At 70.6% G+C, this 26,312-nt stretch carries 28 protein-coding genes; 14 read left to right on the top strand and 14 right to left on the bottom strand.

Annotated features, from left to right (window positions below; genetic code table 11):
• Positions 1-14 precede the first annotated feature (14 nt).
• Entirely contained in the window at positions 15-1,370 is a 1,356-nt protein-coding gene (locus tag OHS59_RS17945; protein ID WP_328494413.1) for an FAD-binding oxidoreductase, read from the bottom strand.
• A 142-nt stretch (positions 1,371-1,512) separates the two neighbouring features.
• On the opposite strand from OHS59_RS17945, the gene OHS59_RS17940 reads away from it, so the two are divergent.
• The 4 genes from OHS59_RS17940 to OHS59_RS17925 are packed head-to-tail and all read left to right on the top strand — an operon-like array spanning position 1,513 to position 4,355.
• Positions 1,513-2,034 (top strand): phosphatase PAP2 family protein, encoded by a 522-nt coding sequence (locus tag OHS59_RS17940; protein WP_328494412.1) that lies wholly within the window; start codon positions 1,513-1,515, stop codon positions 2,032-2,034.
• Positions 2,027-2,983 (top strand): decaprenyl-phosphate phosphoribosyltransferase, encoded by a 957-nt coding sequence (locus OHS59_RS17935; RefSeq protein ID WP_328494410.1) that lies wholly within the window; start codon positions 2,027-2,029, stop codon positions 2,981-2,983. Before OHS59_RS17940 ends, OHS59_RS17935 begins: the two co-directional genes overlap by 8 nt.
• On the top strand, positions 2,980-3,429 hold the full coding sequence (locus OHS59_RS17930) for a GtrA family protein (protein ID WP_328494408.1): 450 nt from the start codon (positions 2,980-2,982) through the stop codon (positions 3,427-3,429). The genes OHS59_RS17935 and OHS59_RS17930 overlap by 4 nt, the downstream gene beginning before the upstream one ends.
• Positions 3,417-4,355 (top strand): YihY/virulence factor BrkB family protein, encoded by a 939-nt coding sequence (locus tag OHS59_RS17925; RefSeq protein ID WP_328494407.1) that lies wholly within the window; start codon positions 3,417-3,419, stop codon positions 4,353-4,355. The genes OHS59_RS17930 and OHS59_RS17925 overlap by 13 nt, the downstream gene beginning before the upstream one ends.
• On the opposite strand, the gene OHS59_RS17920 is transcribed toward OHS59_RS17925, so the two are convergent.
• Positions 4,309-5,625 (bottom strand): D-alanyl-D-alanine carboxypeptidase family protein, encoded by a 1,317-nt coding sequence (locus tag OHS59_RS17920; protein ID WP_328494406.1) that lies wholly within the window; start codon positions 5,623-5,625, stop codon positions 4,309-4,311. The genes OHS59_RS17925 and OHS59_RS17920 overlap by 47 nt on opposite strands.
• Positions 5,626-5,776: 151 nt before the next feature.
• Here OHS59_RS17920 and OHS59_RS17915 point away from each other — a divergent pair, with 151 nt between their 5' ends.
• The 3 genes from OHS59_RS17915 to OHS59_RS17905 all read left to right on the top strand — a co-directional run bounded on the left by OHS59_RS17915 (position 5,777) and on the right by OHS59_RS17905 (position 8,171).
• Entirely contained in the window at positions 5,777-6,025 is a 249-nt protein-coding gene (locus OHS59_RS17915; RefSeq protein WP_328494405.1) for an SCO4848 family membrane protein, read from the top strand.
• Between the two features lie 87 nt (positions 6,026-6,112).
• Complete coding sequence (locus OHS59_RS17910) at positions 6,113-7,411, top strand: metallophosphoesterase (RefSeq protein ID WP_328499253.1); 1,299 nt, start codon at positions 6,113-6,115, stop codon at positions 7,409-7,411.
• A gap of 343 nt (positions 7,412-7,754) precedes the next feature.
• Complete coding sequence (locus OHS59_RS17905) at positions 7,755-8,171, top strand: ATP-binding protein (protein ID WP_328494404.1); 417 nt, start codon at positions 7,755-7,757, stop codon at positions 8,169-8,171.
• 56 nt (positions 8,172-8,227) lie between these two features.
• Here OHS59_RS17905 and OHS59_RS17900 read toward each other — a convergent pair whose 3' ends face one another.
• Entirely contained in the window at positions 8,228-9,673 is a 1,446-nt protein-coding gene (locus tag OHS59_RS17900; protein ID WP_328494403.1) for a sensor histidine kinase, read from the bottom strand.
• Entirely contained in the window at positions 9,670-10,359 is a 690-nt protein-coding gene (locus tag OHS59_RS17895; protein ID WP_328494402.1) for a response regulator transcription factor, read from the bottom strand. Before OHS59_RS17895 ends, OHS59_RS17900 begins: the two co-directional genes overlap by 4 nt.
• A gap of 168 nt (positions 10,360-10,527) precedes the next feature.
• Here OHS59_RS17895 and OHS59_RS17890 point away from each other — a divergent pair, with 168 nt between their 5' ends.
• On the top strand, positions 10,528-12,972 hold the full coding sequence (locus OHS59_RS17890; RefSeq protein ID WP_328499252.1) for an MMPL family transporter: 2,445 nt from the start codon (positions 10,528-10,530) through the stop codon (positions 12,970-12,972).
• 14 nt (positions 12,973-12,986) lie between these two features.
• On the opposite strand, the gene OHS59_RS17885 is transcribed toward OHS59_RS17890, so the two are convergent.
• The 5 genes from OHS59_RS17885 to OHS59_RS17865 form a co-directional block, all read right to left on the bottom strand.
• Positions 12,987-13,733: a TetR/AcrR family transcriptional regulator gene (locus OHS59_RS17885; RefSeq protein WP_328499251.1), complete on the bottom strand. Its 747-nt coding sequence runs from the start codon at positions 13,731-13,733 to the stop codon at positions 12,987-12,989.
• Between the two features lie 91 nt (positions 13,734-13,824).
• On the bottom strand, positions 13,825-14,346 hold the full coding sequence (locus tag OHS59_RS17880; RefSeq protein WP_328494401.1) for a thiol-disulfide oxidoreductase DCC family protein: 522 nt from the start codon (positions 14,344-14,346) through the stop codon (positions 13,825-13,827).
• Positions 14,343-14,750: a hypothetical protein gene (locus OHS59_RS17875; protein ID WP_328494399.1), complete on the bottom strand. Its 408-nt coding sequence runs from the start codon at positions 14,748-14,750 to the stop codon at positions 14,343-14,345. Before OHS59_RS17875 ends, OHS59_RS17880 begins: the two co-directional genes overlap by 4 nt.
• A gap of 158 nt (positions 14,751-14,908) precedes the next feature.
• Positions 14,909-15,319 carry a VOC family protein gene (locus OHS59_RS17870; protein WP_328494398.1) on the bottom strand — a complete coding sequence of 137 codons (411 nt, stop codon included), beginning with the start codon at positions 15,317-15,319 and terminating at the stop codon, positions 14,909-14,911.
• A 100-nt stretch (positions 15,320-15,419) separates the two neighbouring features.
• Positions 15,420-16,034, bottom strand: coding sequence for a TetR/AcrR family transcriptional regulator (locus OHS59_RS17865; protein WP_328494397.1), 615 nt, complete (start codon positions 16,032-16,034; stop codon positions 15,420-15,422).
• Positions 16,035-16,127: 93 nt separating this feature from the next.
• On the opposite strand from OHS59_RS17865, the gene OHS59_RS17860 reads away from it, so the two are divergent.
• From OHS59_RS17860 to OHS59_RS17850, 3 genes are all read left to right on the top strand, one after another.
• A complete protein-coding gene (locus tag OHS59_RS17860) occupies positions 16,128-16,868 on the top strand; it encodes an SDR family oxidoreductase (protein ID WP_328494396.1) in 741 nt (246 codons plus the stop codon).
• Positions 16,869-16,956: 88 nt separating this feature from the next.
• A complete protein-coding gene (locus tag OHS59_RS17855) occupies positions 16,957-17,349 on the top strand; it encodes an ester cyclase (RefSeq protein WP_328494395.1) in 393 nt (130 codons plus the stop codon).
• A gap of 91 nt (positions 17,350-17,440) precedes the next feature.
• Positions 17,441-18,127, top strand: a complete 687-nt coding sequence (locus OHS59_RS17850) for an SDR family NAD(P)-dependent oxidoreductase (protein WP_328494394.1) — start codon at positions 17,441-17,443, stop codon at positions 18,125-18,127.
• 87 nt (positions 18,128-18,214) lie between these two features.
• On the opposite strand, the gene OHS59_RS17845 is transcribed toward OHS59_RS17850, so the two are convergent.
• From OHS59_RS17845 to OHS59_RS17825, 5 genes are all read right to left on the bottom strand, one after another.
• Positions 18,215-18,994: a succinate dehydrogenase iron-sulfur subunit gene (locus OHS59_RS17845; RefSeq protein WP_328494393.1), complete on the bottom strand. Its 780-nt coding sequence runs from the start codon at positions 18,992-18,994 to the stop codon at positions 18,215-18,217.
• Positions 18,994-20,748, bottom strand: a complete 1,755-nt coding sequence (gene sdhA / locus OHS59_RS17840; RefSeq protein WP_328494392.1) for a succinate dehydrogenase flavoprotein subunit — start codon at positions 20,746-20,748, stop codon at positions 18,994-18,996. The genes OHS59_RS17845 and sdhA overlap by 1 nt, the downstream gene beginning before the upstream one ends.
• 19 nt (positions 20,749-20,767) lie before the next feature.
• A complete protein-coding gene (locus tag OHS59_RS17835) occupies positions 20,768-21,262 on the bottom strand; it encodes a succinate dehydrogenase hydrophobic membrane anchor subunit (protein ID WP_328494391.1) in 495 nt (164 codons plus the stop codon).
• Between the two features lie 8 nt (positions 21,263-21,270).
• Positions 21,271-21,651: a succinate dehydrogenase, cytochrome b556 subunit gene (sdhC, locus tag OHS59_RS17830; protein ID WP_210880708.1), complete on the bottom strand. Its 381-nt coding sequence runs from the start codon at positions 21,649-21,651 to the stop codon at positions 21,271-21,273.
• A 478-nt stretch (positions 21,652-22,129) separates the two neighbouring features.
• Complete coding sequence (locus OHS59_RS17825; protein WP_328494390.1) at positions 22,130-22,774, bottom strand: 2-oxo-4-hydroxy-4-carboxy-5-ureidoimidazoline decarboxylase; 645 nt, start codon at positions 22,772-22,774, stop codon at positions 22,130-22,132.
• Positions 22,775-23,006: 232 nt separating this feature from the next.
• Here OHS59_RS17825 and OHS59_RS17820 point away from each other — a divergent pair, with 232 nt between their 5' ends.
• The 3 genes from OHS59_RS17820 to OHS59_RS17810 all read left to right on the top strand — a co-directional run bounded on the left by OHS59_RS17820 (position 23,007) and on the right by OHS59_RS17810 (position 26,258).
• Positions 23,007-24,590 (top strand): beta-N-acetylhexosaminidase, encoded by a 1,584-nt coding sequence (locus OHS59_RS17820; RefSeq protein ID WP_443061636.1) that lies wholly within the window; start codon positions 23,007-23,009, stop codon positions 24,588-24,590.
• A gap of 259 nt (positions 24,591-24,849) precedes the next feature.
• The gene (locus OHS59_RS17815; RefSeq protein ID WP_328494389.1) at positions 24,850-25,653 is read left to right on the top strand and encodes a DUF4328 domain-containing protein; all 804 of its coding nucleotides are present in this window, start codon (positions 24,850-24,852) and stop codon (positions 25,651-25,653) included.
• A gap of 89 nt (positions 25,654-25,742) precedes the next feature.
• The gene (locus OHS59_RS17810) at positions 25,743-26,258 is read left to right on the top strand and encodes a hypothetical protein (RefSeq protein WP_328494388.1); all 516 of its coding nucleotides are present in this window, start codon (positions 25,743-25,745) and stop codon (positions 26,256-26,258) included.
• Positions 26,259-26,312: the final 54 nt, after the last annotated feature.

Genomic DNA, 26,312 nt, shown 5'->3' with positions numbered 1-26,312 from the left:
GCGGATGGCCGGGGTCAGAGCCCGAGGCGCCGGGACAGGTCGGAGGTGAAGAGGGACCGCGGGTCCAGCTCCGCGCGCAGCGCCCGGAACTCGCCGAGCCGCGGATACATCGCCGCGAGCAGCTCGGGCCGCAGCCGGGAGTCCTTGGCGAGGTAGACCCGCCCGTCGGCCGCGGCGACCTCCTCGTCCAGCTCGTCGAGGAAGCCGCCGAGCCCCGGCAGGTTCGCGGGGATGTCCAGGGCGAGGGTCCAGCCGGGCATCGGGAAGGACAGCCAGCCCGGGTCACCCTCGCCGAACCGCTTCAGGACGGCGAGGAAGGACGGGCAGCGGCGCTGCGAGATGCGGTGCACGATCCGGCGCAGGGTCTCCTCCTGCCCGTACCCGACGGCGAACTGGTACTGCACGAAACCGCCGCGCCCGTAGACGCGGTTCCAGTGCGGCACGCCGTCGAGGGGGTGGAAGAAGGCGGACATCCGCTGGAGTTCGCCCACCCGCGCGCGGGGTGCCTTGCGGTACCAGAGCTCGTTGAAGAGGCCGACCGTGGTGCGGCCGAGCAGGCCCTCGGGGACGAAGGAGGGCGCGGCGGGAAGGCGCCCGGGACGGAACTCCAACGGGGCCCTGCGCGCGCGTGCGCGGCCGGCCAGCGCCTCCAGGGGGGCGTGGTCGCCGCGGGTCAGCACCGAGCGGCCCATGGACGCGCCGCGGGCCAGCAGGTCGATCCAGGCGACCGAGTAGCGGTAGCGGTGGTCGGTGGCCGTGAGGCGGGCCATCAGGTCGTCGAGGTCGACGGCGCGTTCCGTGTCGACGGACATCAACGACGTCTCGACGGGCTGCAGCCGGACGGTGGCCGTCAGGATGACGCCGGTCAGGCCCATCCCGCCCGCCGTGGCGTCGAACAGGGGTGTTCCCCGGTCCACCATGCGGATCTCGCCGTCGGCGGTCAGCAGCTCGAAGGACAGGACGTGCCGGGCGAACGAGCCGGACACATGGTGGTTCTTGCCGTGGATGTCCGCGCCGATCGCCCCGCCGACCGTCACGTAGCGGGTCCCCGGGGTCACCGGTACGAACCAGCCCAGCGGCAGCAGCACTTCCATGAGGCGGTGCAGCGAGACACCGGCGCCGCACAGCACGGTCCCGCCCTCCGCGTCGATCGCGTGGACGCGGTCCAGGCCCGTCATGTCGAACACGGCCCCGCCCGCGTTCTGCGCCGCGTCCCCGTACGCCCGTCCCAGGCCCCGCGCGATGCCTCCGCGGGCCCCGCACTCCCGGACGGCCGCCACGGCCTCCTCGTACGAACGGGGGCGCACCAGGCGGGCGACGGTGGGAGCGGTGCGGCCCCACCCCGTGACGGAAACCGTGTCGGTAGACATGCCAGTGACCGTATCGAGAGGAAGGTGCAGTTAGTCACCTGACGTCGCTTTAGTTCCCTTTCCTCCCCGAAATGGGTGATTAATGGGATGTCGCTCAATATTGCCGGAGTTCCAGCGGTGTCGGCGTGAACAGTGAGTCCACATGGACCACCACGACGAGCGCCCTGACCTGGACCACCGGATCCTCACGGCCCTCCACGCCCGCGGCACCGGCCCCCGCGTCGCCGCCGCCGCGCGGGCCCTGTCCCTGGCCGGCGAGCACGGCGCGCTGTGGCTCGCGGCGGGCCTCGCGGGAGCCGCCGCCGACCGGGAGCGGCGCGGCGCCTGGCTGCGCGGCACGGCCCTGACCGCGGGCGCGCACCTCGCCAGCATGGGCGTGAAAAGGCTCGTACGCCGTCCGCGCCCCCACCACGTCGAGCCGCTGGTCCGCACCGCGGGCCGGCACTCCTTCCCCAGCTCGCACGCCACGTCCGCGGTGGCGGCCGCCGTGGCCTTCGGAGCGCTCGGCGCACGCGTGGTGCCCGCGCTCGCCGCCGCGATGTGCGTGTCGCGGGTGGTCGTCGGCGTCCACTACCCCTCGGACGTCGCGGCCGGCGCCGCCCTCGGCGCGGCGACGGCCCGCCTCGGTGCCCGCTGGATGAAGGGAGGCCGCGACCATGGCTGAGACGGCCGTCCTGAAGGCTCCGGAGAGCCCGGATCGGACACAGGGAACACTGCCCGCCCCGCGGAGAAGCGGCCTCCTGAAGGGGCTCATCAGGACCGCCCGTCCCAAACAGTGGGTCAAGAACGTCCTCGTCGTCGCCGCCCCGGCCGCCGCGGGCGAGCTCTTCTCCCGTCACGCCCTCATCCAGGTCGCCCTCGTCTTCACGCTGTTCACGGCCTGCGCCGCGAGTGTCTACCTGGTCAACGACGCACGGGACGCCGACGCCGACCGCGCCCATCCCGTCAAGCGCCACCGGCCGGTCGCCACCGGACAGGTGCCCGTACCGGTCGCCTACGCCGTGGGCATCGTGCTCGCCGTCGTCGCCCCGACCGTGGCCGCCTTCGTGTGCTCGCCGCTCACCTCGGCGCTGCTCACCGCCTACCTGGGCATGCAGTTCGCGTACTGCGTCAGCCTCAAGCACGTCCTGGTCGTCGACCTGGCCGTGGTGACCACCGGGTTCCTGATGCGGGCCATGATCGGCGGACTCGCGCTCGGCATCCCGCTGTCGCGCTGGTTCCTGATCACCACCGGCTTCGGCGCGCTGTTCATGGTGTCCGCCAAGCGCTACTCCGAGGCCGTCCAGATGGCCGGGAAAGCGGGCGCCACGCGCGCGCTGCTCACCGAGTACACGGTCGGCTACCTGCGCTTCGTCTGGCAGCTCGCCGCCTCCGTCGCCGTCCTCGGGTACTGCCTGTGGGCCCTGGAGGAGGGCGGGGTGCCGCACACCAGCGTGCTGCCCTGGCGGCAGCTCTCCATGGTCGCCTTCATCCTCGCCGTCCTGCGGTACGCGGTCTTCGCCGACCGGGGCACCGCGGGCGAACCCGAGGACGTGGTCCTGCGCGACCGCGCGCTCGCCCTGATCGGCGTGGCCTGGGTCGCCATGTACGGCCTGGCGGTGGCCAACTGGTGAGCCAGGCGCCGCCACTCCGCACCGGTCGGCCGCAGCGCCGGGAACTGCTCGGCTTCGCCGCCGCGGGCCTCCTCGCGTACGCCGCCGACCTCGCCCTCTTCCTCTGGCTGCGCGGTCCGGCCGGCCTCGACCCGCTGACCGCCAAGGCCCTGTCGTTCGTCGCGGGCTGCTCGGTCGCGTACGCGGGCAACGCGCTGGGCACGTACCGGCACACGACCGCCGGCCTGCTCCAGTACGGGATCTTCTTCGGCGTGAACATCGCGGGCGCCCTGGTGCAGCTGCTGTGCATCCTCATCAGCCACTACGGCCTCGGGTTCACCTCCCCGCGCGCGGACGTCGTTTCCGGAGCGGGCATCGGCATGGTGCTCGCCACGGTCCTACGCTTCTGGGGTACCAGGACATTGGTTTTCCGAGGCGAGGGCAGAGTCGGATCATGGACTGGCTGAAAAAGCTCCCCGGCGTGGGCCCGTGGGTCGCGCGATTGATGGTCACGCACGCGTGGCGCTCGTACGAACGGCTGGACCGGGTGAAGTGGACGCGGCTCGCCGCCGCGATGACCTTCATCAGCTTCCTCGCGCTCTTCCCGCTGATCACGGTGGCCGCCGCGATCGCCGCCGCGACCCTCGACGAGAAGGGGGTGCGGACGCTCGAAGACAAGATCACCGAGCAGATCCCCGGCATCGCCGAACAGCTCGACATCGGCGCTCTCGTCGACAACGCCGGCACGGTCGGACTCATCGCGGGCGCCCTGCTGCTGTTCACCGGCATCGGCTGGGTCGGCTCGATGCGCGAATGCCTGCGCGCGGTCTGGGAGCTGCCGGACGAGGAGGAGAACCCGATCCTGCGCAAGCTCGTGGACGGCGGCGTACTCGTCGGCCTCGGCGGCGCCGCGCTCGTCACGATCGCCGCCTCCACCCTCGCGTCGACCGCGGTGGGGTGGACGACGGAGCAGCTCGGGATCGACGAGGGCGGCTGGGGCGGGGTGCTGCTGCGGGTGGCCGCGTTCGCCGTGGCCGTCCTCGCCGCCTTCCTGCTCCTCCTGTACCTGTTGACGCTGCTCCCCGGCGTCCAGCCGGAGCGCCGCCGCCTCGTCGTCGCCGCACTGATCGGCGCCGCCGGTTTCGAGCTGCTGAAACTGCTGCTCAGCGGCTATATCCAGGGAGTCGCGGCGAAGAGCATGTACGGCGCGTTCGGTGTGCCTGTCGCACTGCTGCTGTGGATCAACTTCACGTCCAAGCTGCTGCTCTTCTGCGCCGCCTGGACGGCGACGCAGCACAAGACCCCGGAGGAGCAGGCCGTGGCGGACGGCACCGCCGACGCGGACGTCAGCGGCGGCGACGCATCAGCTCCGGCAGCGGCCAGCGGCGGTTGATCACGAAGACACCGGCGGCGAGCAGGACGAGGACGCCGCCGGTGATCGCCAGGGCGATGCCGACACCGCCCGAACCGTCCGTCTTCGACGAGGCCGACGCCGCCTTGGACCTGCCTGAGCCCTTACCCGTGCCGTCACCCGAACCGCCCGCCTCGCCGGAGGCGTTCGCACCCGGCTGCGCGCCCGTGTCCGCGCTCTTCGGCGGCACCAGCTCGCCCACCGGGGAGACCTTGCCCGAGGCCTTGAAACCCCAGTCGAGGAGCTGCGCGGTCTCCTTGTAGACCTGGTCGTGCTCCTGCTTCTCCGGGTTCATGACCGTGACGAGCAGGACCTTGCCGTCGCGCTCGGCGACCCCGGTGAAGGTCGCGCCCGCGTTCGTGGTGTTGCCGTTCTTCACACCCGCGATGCCCTGGTAGGCGTCGACGTCGTAGTCGCCGGTCAGCAGCCGGTTGGTGTTCTGGATCTCGAAGGACCCGCGCGTCGTCTTGCCCTTCTTGTTCTTCTTCGTCTCGCCGGGGAACTGCGCGCGGACCGTCGAGCAGTACTCCCGGAAGTCCTCGTTCTGCAGGCCGGAGCGGGCGAACAGGGTCAGGTCGTACGCCGACGACACCTGCCGCTTCGCGTCGTAGCCGTCCGGGCTGACCACGTTCGTGTCGAGCGCCTGGAGCTCCTCGGCGCGCGCGTTCATGTCCTTGACGGTCTGGTCGACACCGTTGTTCATCGCGGACAGGACATGGACGGCGTCGTTGCCGGAGCGAAGGAAGACACCGAGCCACAGATCGTGCACCGAGTACGTCTCGTCCTCCTTTATGCCGACCGTGCTGGATCCCACGCCCATGCCGGCCAGGTCGGAGGGGACGACCTTGTGCTTCTGCTTCTTGGGGAACTTCGGCAGCAGGGTGTCGGCGAACAGCATCTTCAGCGTGCTCGCCGGAGGCAGCCGCCAGTGCGCGTTGTGCGAGGCCAGGACATCGCCGGACTCGGCGTCCGCGACGATCCAGGAGCGGGCGCTCAGATCCTTCGGGAGGACCGGCGCGCCGGTGCCGAGATTCGCCTGGGTCCCGGGCTGTCCGAGCTGGGCGCCGCCCACGGACGACATGTCCGCCGGCGGGGTGGCCGAGGGACTCGCCGACGGGGACGGCTTCGGCTTGTCCGCCGCGGCTGCGGCGGCGGGCGCGGTGGCGGTCACCGCGAGCGCGAGCGAGAACGACAACAGGGTGGCGGAGGTGACCAGCAAGGAGGACTTGGCGGTCTTTTTCATGGCGGGCACGGTCGAGAACGTACATGGCGTCGCGCGGGAAGTCGCGGGGGCCTCCTCGCCACGGCCCTTTCCGGCAGCGGCTTTTCCGCCACCGCGCCGTGCTCCGTGCTCCTCGCCACCCCGGGCGCCGGTTCCGTTCGAGGACGGCGATACTGAACCCATGAAGCTCAGCCGTCCCGTCTCCTGGTTCCTGCTCGCGTTCGGAGCGTGGAGCTGGGTCATCTGGATCACTTTCATCAAGAACCTGTGGAAGGACGGCAGCGGACTCGCCTTCGACGACGCGGGCGATCCGACCGGGTACTTCTGGGTGCACCTGACACTCGCCGTCGTCTCCTTTGTCTTGGGGACGGTCGTCGGGGGCATCGGGTTGCGTGGCGTCCGAGCCTTGCGTCACGCGCCGTCGTCGTAACGCCCCAACGCGCAGTACGCGTCACGCCGGCACGCCGTGACGCACAACGTCGTAACGTCATAACGGGAGAGTCGTCGCGTGGTCATCCTGGTCGTCGTGTTCATGGTCCTGGCCCTGGCCGTGCTCGGGGGGCTGCACTGGTACCTGTGGCGCCGGCTCGTGCGCGACACGACGGCGCGGCCCGGGGTCTCCCGGCGGGTGGGCACGATCGCGGTCGTGGGCGGGCCGCTGCTGATGTTCGCGGCGGTCGCGTCCGAGCGGACGGGCGCCCCGTTCCGGCTGCAGCAGGTGCTGGCCTGGCCCGGCTTCCTGTGGATGGCGCTGTCGATCTACCTCATGCTGGCGCTGCTGGTCGGCGAGGCCGTACGGCCGCTGCTGCGGAGGGCGCTGGACCGGCGTTCGGCGCCCGCGCCGGAGCCGGAGCCGTCGGACGTGCGCGAGGCCGCACACGTACCGGCGGGGGCGCCCGTACCCGCGCAGGCTGAGGCTCCGGGCCGGGAGAGCGAACCGCCCTCCGGGACGCCGACGTCGGCGTCGGCACGGGAACCCGCGCCCGCGAGCCCCTCGCGCCGTCTCTTCGTCTCACGTGTCGTGGGCGGGGCCGCCGCGGTCGCCGCCGCGGGCACCGTGGGGTACGGGACCTACGGCGTCCTGAGCGGGCCCAAGGTGAAGCGGGTCACCGTGCCGCTGGCCAAGCTCCCGAGGTCCGCCCACGGGTACCGGATCGCCGTCGTCAGCGACATCCACCTCGGGCCCGTGCTGGGGCGCGGCTTCGCCCAGAAGGTCGTCGACACGATCAACTCGACGCAGCCGGACCTGATCGCCGTGGTGGGCGACCTCGTCGACGGCAGTGTGAAGGACCTCGGGCCCGCCGCCGCGCCGCTCGCGCAACTGAGGGCACGGCACGGCTCGTTCTTCGTCACCGGGAACCACGAGTACTTCTCCGGCGCCGAGGAGTGGGTCGCGCGCGTACGGGAACTGGGGCTGCGGCCGCTGGAGAACGCCCGCACCGAGCTGGCCCACTTCGACCTCGCCGGTGTCAACGACATCGCCGGGGAGGACGAGGGGCAGGGGCCCGACTTCGTGAAGGCCCTCGGGGACCGCGACCGGAACCGCACGTGTGTCCTGCTCGCCCACCAGCCGGTGCAGATCCACGACGCGGTGGACCACGGGGTGGACCTCCAGCTCTCCGGGCACACCCACGGCGGGCAGCTATGGCCCGGCAACTTCATCGCCGACCTGGCCAATCCGACCCTCGCCGGTCTGGAGCGCTACGGGGACACCCAGTTGTACGTGTCGCGGGGCGCCGGTGCCTGGGGGCCGCCCACCAGGGTGGGGGCGCCGTCCGACATCACGGTCGTGGAGCTGGCCTCCAAGCAGGCCTGAGGGGCCGGTCCGAGGGCGCCGACCAGCTGGTTTCTGGCCAGTCGGCGGCGCGTACGGCCGCGACCGTACGGCGGGAGACCTTCACAGGATCCGGTGAACCGGCACGCGCGAGGTGCGGATCGGCGGGCCGCGGCAGCGGGTGAAACGTGTGCTGAGCAGTGGGGACGAGACCGGTCGGCGTCCCTGCCGGACGGCACCGGGTGTTCCGGTTGTGGAGCCCCGGCGGAATCCGGCCGCCGGCCGCCTGACGCGTTCACGCAGGGTTGCAATTGCGCGCGTGACGCATCGGGCCCGCGTCACGCAGCATCATGTGACGGAGGCGTGCGCGGGGTGAGGAGCAAACGTGTTGAGACGCAACTCCTTCCGGCTGCCCCGGCACCCGGCTTCTGTCGGACTCGCGCGACGCCGGGTGCGCGACCATCTGTCCAACTGGGGGCACAGCGCGGGGGAGCAGGCGTACGAGGACGTGGTGCTGCTCGTGTCCGAACTCGCGACGAACGCGGTGCGGCACGCGCCGCTGCTGGAGCGGGAGTTCGAGGTCGCGGTGACCACGCTCGCGGACGGGTCCTGCCTCATAGAGGTGTCCGACGAGAGCGCCGTGCAGCCTCGGCTGCGGCCGGTCGGGGAGCGCGACGAGGAGTCGGGGCGGGGGCTGCGGCTGGTCGAGAGCCTCACGACGGCGTGGGGTGTCTGGAGCCGGGGCCGACACGGCAAAACCATCTGGGCCCTGGTCCCGGCCCCGGCCCCGGCGCCCCGGTGAGCCCCGCGCGGCCGGCCCTCACCGGCCCGCACCACACCACGCACCCCCGGAGGAACTCACCCCGCACACAGCCCGGACGGCAGCGTCACCGTCACCGCCAGCCCCGCCCCCGGCGAGGTCCGCACCGTCACCTCACCCCCGTGCGCCGCCGCGACCCCCTGCACGATGGCCATCCCCAGCCCGCTCCCCGCACCCCCGCCCGCCCGGAAGAACCGGTCGAAGATGCGCGCGGCATCCTCCTCGGCCAGCCCCGGCCCCTCGTCGGCGACGCACACCCGCACGACCCCTTCGACCCGCTCCAGCGCGAGGGCGACCGCGACATCGGCAGGCGTGTGGGTGCGCACGTTCGCCACGAGGTTGCCCAGGATCTTCCGCAGACCCGACTCGTCAGCCCGTACGAGAAGGGCTCCCTCGGCGCTCACCGAGACAGGGCGGCCGGGCTGCTGGGCCCGCAGATCCTCCGCCGCGTCGCGCACCAGACGGCTCAGGTCGACGTTCTTGAAGCGCAGTTCGGGCTGCTGGTCGAGGCGGGCCAGGGTGAGCAGTTCGTCGACCAGCCGCCCCATGCGGTCGGCCTCCCCGGTCATCCGGTCCCAGGCGCGCTTGCGTTCGGCGGGCTCCCGCAGCATGCCCTTGTCGTACAGCTGGAGATAGCCGCGGATCGCCGAAAGCGGCGTACGCAGCTCGTGCGAGGCGTCCGCGACGAACCGGCGCAGCTGGGCCGCGCTCCGCTCCCGGGTGCGGTACGCCGACTCGACCTGCTGGAGCATCGAGTTGAGGGCGAGCCGCAGCTGCTCGACCTCCTGGGTGGGGTGGTGGCTGGAGGGCACCCGGCGGGCCAGATCCCCCTCGGCGATCGCCGAGGAGGTCTCCACCATGTCCTCCAGGGGCCGCAGGCGCCGGCTCACGCTCCACATCGTCAGCACGGCGAGCAGCGCCAGCAGCAGCACCCCGAAGAACAGGTCGAGCTTGAGGGCCTTGGCCATTCCCTTGTGCAGCGCGTCGGTCGAGCCGGCGACCAGGATCACGGACCCGTCGGGCAGGGAGGCGCCGATCACCCGGAACGGGGAACCGTCCACCGTCACGTCGCGCGGGTCCGCGTCGCCGGTGAGTTCGCGGGGACGGCCCACCGCCGCGGCGAGCGCACGCTGGTTCGGGGTCGGTTCGAAGGTGCCGAGGGTGAGGGCCCGGCCCTCGGGGTCGACCACCGCGAACAGCGAGTCCGCGTCCGGCGGGCCCTGCGCCTCCGGCGCCCTCCCCTCCCGGACGAAGGCCAGCGCGCTCAGCGAGTCGATCTGCCGCGCGGTCAGCTGCGTACTCTCCAGCGAGTCCCGCATCCGGAGCAGCTCCGAGTCGACCTGGTCGAGCAGGTAGTACCGCATGCCCATCAGGCTCACCGCCGTCGCCATGACGATGCCGAGCGCCAGCAGTGCCACGTTGGCCACCGTCAGCTTGCCGCGCAGCGAGTGGAGGCCGTGGCCGCGGCAGCGCTGGAGGATCATGCGAGCCCGTATCCGACGCCGCGCCGGGTCGTGATCACCGGGGCGCCCAGGGCGTCGAGCTTGCGCCGCAGATAGCTGATGTACGTCTCCACGACGGTCGACTCCGCCGGGTGCTCGTACTGCCAGACGTGCCGCAGGAGCTGCTCCTTGGGCACGATCCGCCCGCCGTTGCGCACGAGGAAGCGCAGCAGGGCGTACTCGGTGGGGGTCAGCTCGACCGTGCGGCCCGCGCGGTGCACCGAGTACGTCGTCTCGTCCAGTTCGAGGTCGCCGTAGCGCAGCGGGGGGCGCTCGGGCAGGACGTCGGCCGGCCGGGTGCGGCGCAGGACGGCGGTGATCCGGGCGATCACCTCGTCGATGTTGAACGGTTTGGTGATGTAGTCGTCGCTGAAGGAGAGCGCGCCGACGATCTCCGTGGGCGCGTCCCGCGCGGTGAGGAACACCAGGGCCAGGTCGGGCTGCTTCACGCGCAGTTCACGGCCCAGCGCCCGGCCGTCGCCGTCCGGGAGCATCACGTCGAGGAGCGCGGCGTCCGGGCGGGTGCGCTCGGCCATGGTCAGCGCCTGGCGGACGGTCCCGGCCGTCATCACCTCGAAGCGGTGGTAGCGCAGGGCGATGGTCAGGACGTCCGCGATGCTCGGCTCGTCCTCGACGACCAGCACGGTCGCCCCCTCGTGAGCGGTCATGCCCCCAGTATCGGCGCGGGCACCGACAACGGGACCGGCTCCCCCTTTGGAGTTCCTTGTGAGTCATGGCCGGGTCATGTCTTGGGGACCGCGCCGCCCCGATGCTGAGCCGCAGGACCTGGGGGACCGACCGACTGACCGACTAAGGAGCGTTGAGGCGTGACGACATTGGCACGGTGGTGCTATCGGCACCGGCTGGTGGTCCTGATTCTGTGGGTGGGGGCGTTGCTGGGGCTGGGCTTCGCGGGCTCCGCCGCGGGCACGAACTACGCGGACACCTTCACCCTTCCGAACACGGACTCCACGCGCGCGTACGACCTGATGGAGAAGGCATTCCCGGAGCGGTCCGGCGACACCGACACGGTGGTGTGGAAGGTCGACGACGGGACCGTACGGGACCAGTCCGTACGCTCGCGGATCGAGCCCGCGCTGGAGGAGATCGGGCGCATGAAGGGCGTCGGCGAGGTCAGCAGCCCGTACGCCGCCCAGGGGACCCCGCAGATCAGCGGGAACGGGCGGATCGCGTACGCCCAGATCACCTTCACCGAACAGGCCAACGGCGTGCCGAAGGCGCTCGTGGAGGACGTCGTCGACACGGCGCAGGACGCCGAACGTGCCGGGCTCCAGGTGGAACTGGGCGGCCAGGCGATCACCCGGACCCAGGAACCGCCCACCGGCATCGCCGAGATGGTGGGCATCCTGGCCGCCGCGGTCGTCCTCTTCCTCGCCTTCGGCTCGCTCTTCGCGATGCTGCTGCCGCTCGTCGTCGCGATCGCCGCCCTCGGCACCGGTCTGATGGCGACCTCGCTGCTCAGCCATGTCACCGACGTGCCCGAAGTGGCGCCGCTGCTCGGCTCGTTGATCGGCCTGGGTGTCGGCATCGACTACGCCCTGTTCATCGTGACGCGCCACCGCCGGGGCATCCTGCGCGGCATGGAACCCGAGGAGTCGGCCGTCACGGCGCTCAACACCTCGGGGCGCGCCGTCCTGTTCGCCGGCGGCACCGTGTGCATCGCGCTCGCCGGGATGCTGGTGATGAACATGCGCTTCCTGGACGGTGTGGTCGTCGCGACCTCGCTGACGGTCGTGCTGAGCGTGCTCGCCGCGACCACCCTGCTGCCCGCGCTCCTGGGACTGCTCGGCATGCGCGTGCTCAGCCGCAGGCAGCGCCGCAGGCTGGCCGCCGAGGGACCGGAGTCGGAGGAGGCGAGCGGCCTCGCCGCCCGCTGGTCCTCGTACGTGCAGAAGCGGCCGCGGGCGATCGCCGCGGGCGCCCTGGTCGTGATGGCGGTCCTGGCGCTGCCCGTCCTGTCGATCCGGCTCGGCGCCACCGACCAGGGCAACCACCAGGACTCCACGACCACCCGGCAGGCGTACGACCTGCTCGCCGAGGGCTTCGGGCCCGGCTTCAACGGGCCGCTCCAGGTCGTCGTGGACGGCGGGGACGGCAGGGCCGGGGCGGACACGGACGCGCTCGTCTCGACCATCCGCTCGACCGACGGGGTCGCTCAGGTCGCCGCCGCACCGCCCGCCCGGGGCATCACGGTGATCCAGGTCGTGCCCACCACGTCACCGCAGTCCGAGAAGACGGACCAGCTCATCGACCGGCTGCGCGACGACGTGATCCCGGCGTCCGGGACCGAGGCCCATGTGGGCGGGGTGACCGCCGTCTTCAAGGACTTCGCGGCCGTCACGGGGGACCGGCTGCCCTACTTTGTCGCGGCGATCATCACGCTCGGCTTCCTGCTGCTGATGGTGGCCTTCCGCTCCCTGGTGGTGCCGCTGACGGCCGCCCTGATGAACCTGATCGCGGCAGCCGCCTCCTTCGGAGTGCTCGTCGCGATCTTCCAGTGGGGCTGGGGCACGGAACTCCTCGGCATCGGCAAGGAGGGGCCGATCACCGCGTTCCTGCCGGTCATCATGCTGTCGCTGCTCTTCGGGCTCTCGATGGACTACCAGGTGTTCCTGGTGAGCCGCATGCACGAGGAATGGGTGCACACCAAGGACAACGCGCGCGCGGTGCGGGTCGGCCTCGCCGAGACCAGCCGGGTCATCAACTGCGCGGCCCTGATCATGATCTGCGTGTTCTCCGCGTTCGTGCTCAGCGGTGACATGGAGGGCGCGATGGCGGGCATCGGGCTCGCGGCGGCGGTCGCCCTGGACGCGTTCATCCTGCGTACGGCCCTGGTGCCGGCCGCGATGCACCTCCTGGGCAACTCCAACTGGTGGCTGCCCGCGGGCCTGGAGAAGCGGCTGCCGCACCTGGCGGTCGAGCCCCGGGAGGAGGCCGTTCCCGAGCCCCACGCGCGCGTGGCCGACGCCAAGGGCGCCGACGGCGGTTCCACCGTGATCCACGGCTTCGTCCGCACCCCGGACGGCGCGCCCGTCGAGGGCGCCGCGCTGACCCTGCTCTCCAAGGGCGGCCGTCAGCTCGACCGGGTGACCTCGCTGGCCGACGGCTCGTACATCGTCTCGGTCCCGTCCGCGGGCTCGTACCTGCTGGCCGTGACGGCCGCGGAACACCCGTCCCGGGCCCGCCACGTGATGGTCGGCGCGGAACCGCTGGTGTACGACGTGGAGCTGGCGGAGGACGAGGTGGACGCGGTGAACTGACCGCGCGGGGCGCCTCAGGGGCGCTGTTTCGTGGACTTCCTGGCGGGTTCGGCGGGATCGGGCAACGCGTTCGTCATCCCCGGCAGGAAGTCCGTGAACAGCTCGTGCACCTCGCGGACCAGGGGCCGCAGCACCCGGAAGCGGGCCAGTGAGACACCGAGCGAGGTGAGGCGGGCGCCGCGTTCGGCGAGGCGGTAGCTGCGTTCGCGGCCCTCCGTGCGGTCGAAGATCCAGTACAGGACCAGGCCCATCTGGGACAGCCACAGCAACTCGGGAAGCACCTCCCGCAGTTCCTCCGGGATCTTCGCCTTGGAGCCGCTGAGCACCTCGCTGCAGACGCCGATGGCCTCCAGGCGCGCGTGCTCCGACTCGGGCGAGAACGGACTGAGCGGGCTGTCCGGATCGGCGGCGTTCTTGAAGAACTGCACCGCGAACTCGTGGTACGGCGTCGCCACGTCCAGCCACGCCTTCAGCACCCCGGCGATCCGCGCCTCCAGATCCCGCTCGTGGTCCAGGACCTCACGGACCGCCGCCCGGTGCTCGACGGCCATACGGTCGTAGAAGCCCTGGATCAGGTGCTCCTTGCCCGCGAAGTAGTAGTACGCGTTGCCGACGGAGACCCCGGCCTCCTTGGCGATGGCCCGCATCGTCGTCTTCTCGTAACCCCGCTCCTGGAACAGGCGCATCGCCGTCTCCAGGATCAGGGCCCGGGTCTGCTCGCTCTTGGCGGGCGTACGCGGGGAGCCGGGGCCGCCGGCCACGCCGGAGCCCTCGGGCACGGCGTGGCCTTCGGGCACCGCGGGGCCGTCCGGGCTGGGGGCACTGTCTTTCGCTGCTGGCACGGGACAGAGCCTAACGAGGCGGACAGGTGTCGCTGTCGCAGGCGGGCGGGTTGTAGGTCCAGCCCAGGGCCGGGACGTACGACCATCCGCCGGCCGCGGTGTACGCGCCCCCGCCCCAGTACCCCTCCCGGCGGGCCCGTTGTCCCTCGCGCCACTTGGCGGCGGCGAGCACCACGCCCCGCGCCAGACGGGCCCCGGCCGGGGTGCTCAGCCGGTGGGCCGTCGGGCGGTGATCGGCGAGCGCCCACAGGGTGACGACCCAGGCGGCGGTCCCCAGGTACACCTGGCCCGAGTCCCCGATCACGGTGATCTCGTCGAGCGTCGCGGCGTGGTCGAGCCCGGGGTAGCGGCGCCTGGCCTCTTCCGAACCGGCGGCCACCAGCTCCAGGGGGACCAACTGCCGCTGCCGTACGAGCCAGTCGCGCAGGAAGGCGCAGAGCGAGCACTGGGCGTCGTACAGGACGGTGAGCCCGCGGACCGGGACGCGTACGGCGTCCCGGTCCGGGCCTGCGGCGGTTGCCACCGGGGTCACGCCCTGCCCGCCGGCGCGACCCAGCCCTGCGGCGGCACGGGCGGCTGCTGCTCGCGCTCCATGACGCCCCGGCGGCGGATCTTGTTGAGCACGTACACGTTGCCCAGGTGCATGGCGCCGAGGACCAGGAGCACCACTCCGAGCTTGGTCGACAGGGCCTCGAAGACGCCGCGGGCGTCGGCGATCTCGTCGTCCTGGTTCAGATAGAGCACCACGAAGCCGAGGTTCACCAGGTAGAAGCCCACCACCAGGAGGTGGTTGACGGCGTCCGCGAGCTTCTCGTTCCCCTGGAGTACATCGGCCAGGAAGATCCGCCCGTTGTGGCTGAGCGTCCGTGCCACCCAGATCGTCAGCGCGACGCTGATCAGCAGATATATGACATACGCAACGACCGTGAGGTCCATGTCCCCGCCCCTTCTCGACTGCTTCTCTTCTTCTCGGACGCCTTCTTGAACGTGTTCAAAAGGCTGTCGAGAGAGAATGTAGACCTGTTTTTGAACACGTTCAAGTCATCTGCGGGAGGGGTGGGTGTGACGTGCGGCTCAGCGGGTGGGACCGGGTCTCAGCCGGTGCGGGCCAGCTCCGGCCGCTTGGTGTAGTCGGTGAAGCCGATGACGTTGCCCCAGGGGTCGGCGACCTCGACGGTCCAGCCGGTGGCCACGGAGAGGGGTGCGTCGAGGGGCTGGACGCCCGCCGCGGCGAGCGCGTCCGCCGTTGCCCTGGCGTCCCGCACCTCCAGCCACACCCGGGGCGAGGCCCAGGCGGGCGGCCGGTGCCCGAGCTCCCCCTCCAGGCGGAGCAGCACGCCGGGGGTCTCCTTGCCGACCTTCAGCCCGGCGATCCCGGCCTCGTCGAGCCGGAACCCGACCGCGAACCCGGCCCGCCGGTAGAAGTCCACGGCCTCGTCGAGATTGCCGACGGGGAGGAGGACGTTGTCGAAACCGAGCAGTTCGTACGACTCATCGTCTGACATGTCGTCAGATTAGGTCGCCGGGCGGAGGTGACGGGGGAGGCGGCGGGGTGGACGCCGGGCGGTCACTCGTGTGGCGCCCCGGGGTGCCGACGCGGGTGGCTCAGGTGAGTGGCCAGTTGCGCAGGGCGGCGTCGGCCAGCTTCTGGAGTTCGTCGCGGCAGACGCCGCCGGCGGCCTGTACGGCGAGGCCGTGGGCGAAGGTGGTGAGGTAGCGGGCCTGCAGGCCGGCGTCGGTGCCCGCGGGCAGGTCGCCCTCGTCGACGGCTCGCTGGAACCGCTCCCGGACGCGGGAGTATCCGTCGTTGCGCCAGGCGACGAGGAGGTCGCGGATCTCCTGCCCGGAGTCGCTGACGCTCAGGGCGCTCTGGACGCCCAGACACCCCTGAGGGCCGGCCGGGCGTGTGGTGGTCCGCACGGTTCCGGCCAGGATCGCGGTGGCGACGCCGAGGGCGGTCGGCTCCTCCAGGGCCCGGACCAGGTAGGCGCTCGGGCCTTCGGTGTAGCGCTCCAGGACCTTGCGGAACAGCTTCTCCTTGTTGCCGAAGGCCGCGTACATGCTGGTGGTGGAGATGCCCATCGCGCTCGTCAGGTTGGCGGTGCTGGCCCCCTCGTAGCCGTGCCCCCAGAAGACCAGCATGGCGCGCTCAAGGGCCTCGTCGGCGTCGAATCCCCGCGGCCGGCCGACAGGGCCGCTCTGTTTCCTCTCCGTGTCCACCCCCACAGTCTACGCCTTCTGTAGGGATCGCTACAGAAGTGCTACCGTTCGAGTTCTGCAGTGATCGCTACAGAACTCGGAAGGGTTGGTCGCATGGGACTGCTCGATGGGAAGACCGCTCTCGTCACCGGGGGCAGCACCGGTATCGGCCTGGCCGGTGCCGTACGGCTGGCGGCCGAGGGCGCGCACGTGTTCATCACCGGCCGGCGCGGGACCGAACTCGACGCGGCCGTCGAAGCGATCGGTTCATCGGTCACCGCGGTGACCGGCGACATCGCGAACCTGGCCGACCTGGACCGCCTCTACGAGACGATCCGCGCCCGGGGGCAGGGCCTGGACGTCCTGTTCGCGAACGCCTCCGTCGCCTCGCTCGCGCCGCTCGAACAGGTCACCGAGGAGCACTTCGACACCCTCTTCGGCATCAACGTCCGGGGCACGCTGTTCACCGTGCAAAAGGCGCTCCCGCTGCTCAACGACGGCGCCTCGGTCATCCTGAACGGCTCCACCAACGTGGACGTCGGCGATGAGGGGCTCGGCGTGTACGCGGCGACCAAGGCCGCCACCCGGTCCTTCGCCCGGACCTGGGCCAGCGAACTCAAGGGCCGCGGCATCCGGGTCAACACCGTCACGCCCGGCCCGACCGACACGCCCGCCCTGGCAGGACTCACCGCCACCCCGGAGGAGTTCAAGCGGCACCTGGCGACGCGGGTGCCGCTGGGCCGGCTCGGACGCCCGGAGGAGATCGCCGCCGCCGTGGCCTTCCTGGCCTCCGGGCAGAGCAGCTTCGTCACCGGTTCGAGCCTGTACGTCGACGGCGGCCTCAACCAGATCTGAGAGGCACGACCGCCCCCCCCCGGGCACCCACTTCCCACGCATCCTGCCCATCCTCCGCATCCCCCGCATCCCACCGAAGGGTCACCTCATGTCCGACAGTGATCTGCGGGCGTTCTACCTGCGCTACATCGAGGCGCTCAACGCCCACAAGGTCGACGGCATGGCCGAGTTCATCAACGACCGGACCACGCTGAACGGTGAGCCGGCCACCCGGGACGACCTCCTCGCGGTGCAGAAGCGCGACGTGGACGCGGTTCCGGACCTCCACTGGGAGCTCAAGGAACTGCTCTTCGACGGCGACCGTCTGGCCGCGCGTCTGGTCAACACCGGTACGCCGGTGAAGGAGTGGCTCGGCGTGGCTCCCACCGGTGCCTCGTTCGAGATCGTCGAGTACGCCGTCTACCAGGTCCGCGACGGGCGCTTCGTGCACATGACCGCCCTGCACGACGCCGGCGAACTCCTCCGGCAACTGACCGCCTGACTCCCCAATCGGGGCAAGTTGGGCAAATGAAGCAAATAGCCATTAAACCTTGGCCAATCCACGCAATTCCTATACTAAGTGAGGATACGCAATGACCATCACACTGATCACCGGGGCCAACAAGGGCATCGGTTACGAGACGGCCAAGCAGCTTTCGGAGCTGGGCCACGTCGTCTACATAGGTGCTCGTGATGTCGAGCGGGGAGAGAAGGCCGCGGCGACGCTCGGCGTGCGATTCGTGCAACTCGACGTGACCGACGACGCGTCGGTGAGCAAGGCGCTGGCCACGATCGACTCGGCCGAGGGCCGGCTCGACGTCCTGGTGAACAACGCGGGCGTCCTCGGAAATCAGACCATCGACGGTCCCGAGGCTTTGCGCGTGTTCGACACCAACGCGGTGGGAGTGGTGCGGGTCACGGAAGCGGCGCTTCCCTTGCTGCGCAAGTCCTCGAACCCCAACGTGGTCAACGTGTCGAGCAGCCTCGGATCGTTCTGGGCGGTGAACAACCCCGACCGGCCGGAATTCAACGTGCCCTTCGCGCTGTACTCCGCTTCCAAGTCGGCGGCGACCATGCTCACGGTCCAGTACGCCAAGTCCCAGCCGGGCATCAAGTTCAACGCGCTTGAGCCCGGCACCACCGCCACCGACATGACCGCGGCCCTCGGAATCGGACGCCCGGTGGAGGAGAGCGCCGCGACAGTCGTACGCCTGGCGACCCTCGACACGAACGGCCCCACGGGCACCCTCCAGGACGAGACCGGCGAACTGCGCTGGTAGGGGTACGGGTACGAGCAGCCCGGCCGCGACGAAGGCCCCGCCTCCGGAATCCGGAGGCGGGGCCTTCGTCGCGTGCGGTCGGGAAGGTCAGAAGCGGCGGGTGATCAGGGCTCGCTTCACTTCCTGGATCGCCTTTGTGACCTCGATGCCGCGCGGGCAGGCGTCCGTGCAGTTGAACGTCGTGCGGCAGCGCCACACGCCGTCCTTGTCGTTGAGGATCTCCAGGCGCTGCTCACCGGCATCGTCGCGCGAGTCGAAGATGAAGCGGTGGGCGTTCACGATGGCGGCCGGGCCGAAGTACTGGCCGTCGTTCCAGAACACCGGGCACGAGGACGTGCAGGCGGCGCAGAGGATGCACTTCGTCGTGTCGTCGAACCGCTCCCGGTCCTCCGCCGACTGCAGACGCTCGCGCGTCGGCTCGTTCGTCTCCTTCGTGACGAGGAACGGCATCACGTCGCGGTACGCCTGGAAGAAGGGCTCCATGTCCACGACCAGGTCCTTCAGCACGGTGAGGCCCTTGATGGGCTCGACCGTGATGGGCTTGGCGGGGTTGAGGTCCTTGATCAGCGTCTTGCAGGCCAGCCGGTTCTTGCCGTTGATCCGCATGGCGTCCGAGCCGCAGATGCCGTGCGCGCAGGACCGGCGGAACGTCAGAGTGCCGTCCTGGTCCCACTTGATCTTGTGCAGCGCGTCGAGGACACGCTCCTTGGGGTCGATCTCCAGCTGGAAGTCCTCCCACACCGCTTCCGCCGAGTTCTCGGGGTTGAAGCGGCGGATGCGGAAGGTGGCCGTGATGTACGGGGAGTCGGCGAAGCCGGGCTCGGGCGTGCCGGCCGCGTCGGCCTTGTCCAGGGTCGGGGTTGCCATCAGTACTTACGCTCCATCGGCTGGTAGCGGGTCTGGACGACCGGCTTGTAGTCGAGACGGATCGACTCGGTGCCGTCGTCGCCGACCTCGCGGTACGCCATGGTGTGGCGCATGAAGTTGACGTCGTCGCGGTTCGGGTAGTCCTCGCGGTAGTGACCGCCGCGGGACTCCTTGCGGGCGAGCGCGGACACGGCCATGACCTCGGCGAGGTCGAGCAGGTTGCCCAGCTCGACGGCCTCCAGGAGGTCGGTGTTGAACCGCTTGCCCTTGTCCTGGACGGACACGTTCAGGTAGCGCTCGCGCAGCTCGGCGATCTTCTCGACGGCCGTCTTGATCGTCTGCTCGGTGCGGAACACCATGACGTTGGCGTCCATGCACTCCTGCAGCTCGCGGCGGATGTCCGCCACGCGCTCGTTGCCCGTGGACGACCGCAGCCGCTCGATCTGCGCGACGACCAGCGAGGACGGGTCCTCGGGCAGTTCGATGTGCGAGACGGTGGAGGAGTACTCCGCCGCCGCGATGCCCGCGCGCTTCCCGAACACGTTGATGTCGAGCAGCGAGTTGGTGCCCAGGCGGTTGGCGCCGTGCACGGAGACGCACGCGACCTCACCGGCCGCGTACAGGCCCGGGACGACCGTGGTGTTGTCCGCCAGGACCTCACCCTCGACGTTCGTCGGGATGCCGCCCATGGCGTAGTGCGCGGTGGGCTGGATCGGGATCGGGTCCGTGTAGGGCTCGATGCCGAGGTACGTACGGGCGAACTCCGTGATGTCGGGCAGCTTGGCGTCCAGCTGCTCCGGCGGGAGGTGCGTGAGGTCGAGGTAGACGTGGTCGCCCTCGGGACCGCAGCCGCGGCCCTCACGGATCTCCGTGTAGATGGAGCGCGAGACGACGTCACGGGACGCGAGGTCCTTCATGACCGGCGCGTACTTCTCCATGAAGCGCTCGCCGTCCTTGTTGCGGAGGATGCCGCCCTCACCGCGGGCGCCCTCCGTCAGCAGGATGCCCATGCGCCAGATGCCGGTCGGGTGGAACTGGAAGAACTCCATGTCCTCCAGCGGCAGGCCCCGGCGGTACACCGCGGCCTGGCCGTCACCGGTCAGCGTGTGCGCGTTCGACGTCACCTTGAAGAACTTGCCGGTGCCGCCGGACGCGTAGATCACGGCCTTCGCCTGGAAGACGTGGATCTCACCGGTCGCCAGTTCGTAGGCGACGACGCCGGCCGACTTCTTGACGCCGTCGACCTCCACGAGCAGCTGGTCGAGGACGTAGAACTCGTTGAAGAACTCCACACCCTCCTTGACACAGTTCTGGTAGAGCGTCTGGAGGATCATGTGGCCGGTGCGGTCCGCCGCGTAGCAGGACCGGCGGACCGGGGCCTCGCCGTGGTTACGGGAGTGACCGCCGAAACGGCGCTGGTCGATGGTGCCGTCCGGGGTCCGGTTGAACGGCAGGCCCATCTTCTCCAGGTCGAGGACCGCGTCGATGGCCTCCTTCGCCAGGATCTCGGCGGCGTCCTGGTCGACCAGGTAGTCGCCGCCCTTGATCGTGTCGAAGGTGTGCCACTCCCAGTTGTCCTCCTCCACGTTCGCCAGCGCGGCGGCCATACCGCCCTGCGCGGCGCCCGTGTGGGAGCGGGTGGGGTAGAGCTTCGTCAGCACGGCGGTCCGGCTGCGCTTCGTCGACTCGATGGCCGCGCGCATTCCGGCGCCGCCGGCGCCGACGATGACGGTGTCGTACTTGTGGATCTTCATGATTCTCGCAGCCCCGTGCCTAGCGGATGTTCGGGTCGAAGGTGAAGATCACCAGCGTGCCCAGCAGGATGGTGAACACCGTGGCGGTGTAGAGCAGGCCCTTGAGCCACAGCCGGGTGTCCGCGCGTTCCGCGTAGTCGTTGATGACCGTACGCAGGCCGTTGGCGCCGTGCAGCATCGCCAGCCAGAGCATCAACAGATCCCAGACCTGCCAGAACGGGGAGGCCCAGCGGCCCGCCACGAAGGCGAAGCCGATCTTGGAGACGCCGCCGTCGAGGACGAGCTGGATGAGCAGGTGGCCGAGGACCAGGACGACGAGGACGACGCCGGACAGCCGCATGAACAGCCAGCCGTACATCTCGAAGTTGCCGCGGGTGGACTTCGGGGTCTTCCTGGTCCGCTTGCGCGGGGCTTCGATCAGGGGCGCCGGGTTGTCGACGTCGTAGAGGGACGCGCCCTCCACGGGTCCGATGCCGGACGCGGCCTTCTCGGTGGTGCCTGTGTTGTTCGACATCTTGCGCGTCAGCTCCCGAAGACTTCACGAGCGGCGTGGCCGAGGACGGGGTACAGGGCCCCGATCATCAGCACGACCCAGATGCCGACGACGGTCCAGAGCATCTGCTTCTGGTAGCGCGGGCCCTTCGACCAGAAGTCGACGGCGATCACGCGCAGGCCGTTGAGCGCGTGGAAGAGGATTGCGGCGACGAGGCCGTATTCCAGCAGCGCGACGATCGGCGTCTTGTAGGTGGCTACGACCTTGTCGTAGTCCTGGGGGGAGACACGCACGAGAGCGGTGTCCAGGACGTGTACGAACAGGAAGAAGAAGATGAGGACGCCGGTGACTCGATGAGCCACCCAGGACCACATTCCTTCCCGGCCGCGGTACAGCGTTCCAGCCGGCACGGAAGAACCCTCCGGGAGCGGGGATTGGGGCCTGCCGGCTTCGATGTCGACCTGGCCCGGCCGGGTACGGTCCACCGGCCCTGGCCATCGTAGCGACGTGTTGTCGGAACGTTTACGGCGGGCCTACCGATGTGATCGAACTGGCAGGCAAAGAGGTACGTATGGGCTATTCCGGATGCGTTGTCTTTACGCGCCGTTCCTCGCACCCCTGAAAGATTGCGCCGTTCCCCGCGCCCCTCAAAGCCAAAGACTGCGCCGTTCCCCGCGCCCCTGAAGGCCGAAGACTGCGCCGTTCCCCGCGCCCCTGGGGTCGGGGGACCGTGCCGTTGTCCGTGCGGCTCAAAGTCAGAAGATTGCGCCGTTCCCCGCGCCCCTCAAGACAAAAAGACTGCGCCGTTCCCCGCGCCCCTCAAGACAAAAAGACTGCGCCGTTCCCCGCGCCCCTGAAAGGCAAAGACTGCGCCGTTCCCCGCGACCCCTAGAGGCGGGAGGCCGCGCCCCTCAGTGATCTGGTCAGGCGGCCTCTGGCCAGGCGGCGTAGTTCTTCTGTGGTGTGGGCCCGCTCCTCGTCCGGGTCGTTCGTGAGGCGGGAGCTGATCTCGGTCAGGACCAGGTCGGGGGAGTCCTCCGGGGCCGTGTCGTCCAGACAGATCACGAAAACATGGCCGAAACGGCTCTCGTACGCCGCGTGGGCGGCGCTCAGGGCCGTGTGCGCGGCGGAGTACGCGCCGTCCGGGAGGAGCGTGAGGGACTCGCAGGCCAGGGCCTCGGCGACGTCATTGGGCGTCAGGTCGTACGCCGCCTCGTCGGACGCGGCCAGCAGGGAGTCCAGGTCCGGGTAGGGGCGGTGCGCGGCGACGCGGCGGGCCCAGCGGTAGCTGCCGCAGCAGGCCAGGAGGGTGTGCTCGGCGCGGTCCACGGGCAGGGCGTTGAACCGGTCCAGGCCGGTGGGACGGTGTCCGGGCGACTCCGGTGTGGCGACGGCCTGGCCGGGGAGACGGGAAGGACGGTGCGCGGGCAGCGTGGGTTCCTCGGCGGTTCGGCGGCGCCCGGATGCGCGCCACGCGTGGTTCGGCAGGGGATCGGGAGAAGCAAGGGAATCAAGTGAGAGATGTGGTTTCAACGCTATCGAGACTTGGCGGGAGCTGTCCGAGAGATGCCCGAACTTCACCCGTAAGGGAGAGTTTCAGGACAGATGGTGGACGGCGGCACCGGGTAAGGGGGCTTAGGTTCACAGCGGAAGTACAGCGTACGGGGATACGGGGACAGGTCTCGGAGAGCGATCGGAGCGTGAGTGGTCCGTGGTGAATGGGCGGCGTAGGCGCAGAGGGCCGGCTTCGGCCCACAGGAAGCCTCTGCTGGTCGGTGCGGGCGTCGTGGCGGTCGTGGCGGGTGCCGCGCTGACCGTCGGGCTCTGGCCGAGCGGCGACTCGGGCACGCCCTCGACCCGGCGGCCCTCCGGCGGGAGAAGCGCTCTGGCGCCTGCCGCCTCCCCGACCCCTTCACCCAGTCGGACGTATCCGATGTCACGGACGCCCCGGACGATCCCGGCCGTGCGCGAGCACACTGCCGCCCGCGGGCCGGGCTGGCGCCCGGCGAAGGGCGGACGCGTGGTCGTCGGCGACGGGGCGCTCGCCGACGAGGGACGGCTGCTCGCGAAGGAACTGGGACTGACCTACGCCGGGGAGGGCGAGGCGCGCGCCGGGGACGTCGGGCTGAACCTCACGGACGAGGACGCGAACGCGGAGTCGTACACGCTGCGGGTCGAGGACGGGCGGGTGCGGATCAGCGGTACGGAGGAGGCGGGCGTCTTCCACGGCACCCGCACGCTCAAGCAGGAGGTCCACGGGAACGCCACGGCGCCCGAGGGGGTCGTACGCGACTCGCCGGCCAAGCCGCAGCGCGGGTTCATGCTGGACATCGCGCGCAAGCATTTCACCGCCGCCTGGATCGAGGACCGCATACGTGAGCTGGGCGATCTCAAGTACAACCAGCTCGGTCTGCACTTCTCCGACGACCAGGGCTTCCGGATCGCCTCCGACTCGCACCCCGAGATCGTCTCGAAGGAGCACCTGACGAAGGCCGAGGTGCGGCGCATCCTCGCGCTCGCGGCCAGCCGTCACATCACCGTCGTGCCCGAGATCGACTCGCCCGGACACCTCGGCGCGGTCATAGCCGCGCACCCGGACCTCCAACTGCGCAACACCGCGGGTGTCGCCTCGAAGGGCGCGCTCGACATCTCCAAGCCCGCCGCCGCGAAGATCGTGGACGAACTGCTGAACGAGTACGCCGACCTCTTCCCCGGGCGGTACTGGCACCTCGGCGCCGACGAGTACCAGGCGCTGACGGTGGCGAACCCTTCGGCCTCCTACCCGCAGCTGGCCGCCGCCGCGACGAAGGCGTACGGATCCGGTGCGGGGATCGCCGACCTGGCGACCGGGTGGCTCAACGACCGGGCCGACACCGTGCGCGGCCACGACCGGACCATGCGCGCCTGGAACGACGGGATCTTCGCCGGGGGCACCGTCCAGGCCGACGAGGACCTCCAGGTCGCGTACTGGACCGGCAAGGAGATAGGCGCACGGCAGCCCACGGAGTACCTGCGGTTCGGGCGCGAGATGCTCAACTACAACGACGAGTACCTCTACTACGTCCTCGGGCAGCCCAACACCTTCGTCTACCCGACCGGACAGCGCATCTACGAGCAGTGGACGCCCCTCGTCGTACGCGGGACGAAGCCGGTGCCCGAGGAGTACGACGACCAGATCCTCGGCGCGTCCTTCGCCGTCTGGTGCGACCTCTCGGGCTCCCAGACGCAGGCCCAGGTGGCGGCGGGGATCCGGATGCCGTTGCGGGCGCTGACGCAGAAGCTGTGGGACCCGCGCACCCCCACGTCGTCGTGGGCCGACTTCAAGGGGCTGGCGGGGAAGCTGGGCTGAGGGACCGTCCGGTCCGCGGCGGCCGGTCCGGGAGGGTCCGGTCCGGCCGCCGGTCCGCACGGTGGCCGACCTGCGCGTCGGCCGGATTCCGAGTGGACGGGCGGGGTGCGCGGACCGTATGTTCCCCAGGCCGCGCGAGGCCTCTGGGGAGAGGGCGCGCCCGGCTTCTTCGCGCGCCTCTTCGGCGCGCCCCGTCCACGCACTGCGCCCGGTTCACGCTCTGCGCCTTGTGCACGCACCCTCGGGGGACCGCTCACCCATGCTCTGCGCCCACTGCCATCAGAACGCCCCGACGCCGGGCGGCACCCTCTGCCGGAACTGCGTCGGCGCCACGGCTCAGCCCGTCCACCCCGTCCACCCGGCCCAGGCGGGAGCGTACGGCGCCACGCCCATGCACCTTCCGCACGGCCCCGCCTGGCTGCGTTCGCCCGTCGGGCTCGGGAAGGCCGCCGCCGTGGCGGTCGGGGTGGCCGCCGCCGCCGACCTCTTCGCGGTCTGGGCCGGCTGTCTGACGTACGACGTCGCGGACCGGCTGGTGGGCGACGGGTTCGGCGCGGTGCCCACCGCGGAGATCGACCGTACGGACACCCTCTACACCGCGTCCGGGATCGTGCAGGTGACCGCGCTCGTCGTGGCCGCGGTCCTCTTCCTCGTCTGGTTCCAGCGGGCGCGGGTCAACGCCGAGGTGTTCAACCCGTTCGGGCACCGGATGAAGCGCGGCTGGACCTGCTGGAGCTGGTTCGTGCCCATCGTCAACCTGTGGTTTCCGCGCCGGATCATGGAGGACGTCTGGGACGCGAGCAGCCCGGCCGGGCGGGCGTCCCACGGCCTGGTCAACACCTGGTGGACGCTCTGGGTCGTCTCGCTGGTCGCCGACCGGACGGCCGCCACCTCCTACCGCCTGGCCGAGACGGCCGATGAGATACGGGACGCCGCCGGGCAGGTGGTCTTCGCGGACGCGGTCCATCTGATCGCCGGTGTCCTCGCCGTTCTCGTGATCCTGCGCCTGACCCGTATGCAGGACGAGAAGGCCCGCGGCGGCGCCTTGGCCGTAGCCGTGTAGTTGACGCGGCTTGCGTGTTCCGGTGGCGAACTACTGTGCGTGTGTGGTGTATTCGGCGCTGGCCGAACCGACATACCGGGGGGAGCGGCATGGGCTACTGGGGGTATTTCGTCGTGGGCAGGAGCGAGCGTCCGCTCGCGGAGTTACGCGCGTTGTCGGGCGCGGTGGGCATGACCCTGCACGAGACGACGGACGACGGCTGGCAGGTCTGGGAGTACCCGAACGCTCCCGACGGCGGTGCCGGGGACGTGGGCAACATGAACGACCTGGCCGAGGAGACCGGCGCGCCCGCGCTCTTCGGATACGTCATGGACAGCGACTGTGTGGTCGTCGAGGCGGCCGCGCCCGGCAGCGGGGCCTGGACGACCTGTCTGGCCAGGGACGCGATGGCCGGGTACCTGGGCGGCAACGAGGACGGCCTGGCCGTCGACGACTTCTTCCTGGAACCGGGTGACGCCGTCCTGCGGGCCGTCGCCTGGGCCGCCGAATCGGGCCGTGACGCGTCCGAGGAACGTCTCCTCGACGTCCTCAGATCCGACGCGAACCCCTCGGCCGAGATGCTTTTCTTCCGGTTCCTGGACCGACTGGGCGTCATCCCCATGTAGATTTCGGCCACTTCGCACTGTGACGTTCCGGCCACCGTGCACGCAGTAAGGGGA

This window comes from Streptomyces sp. NBC_00414, from assembly GCF_036038375.1.
Classification (GTDB): Bacteria; Actinomycetota; Actinomycetes; order Streptomycetales; family Streptomycetaceae; genus Streptomyces.
This window is presented reverse-complemented; position numbering and strand designations above follow the sequence as displayed.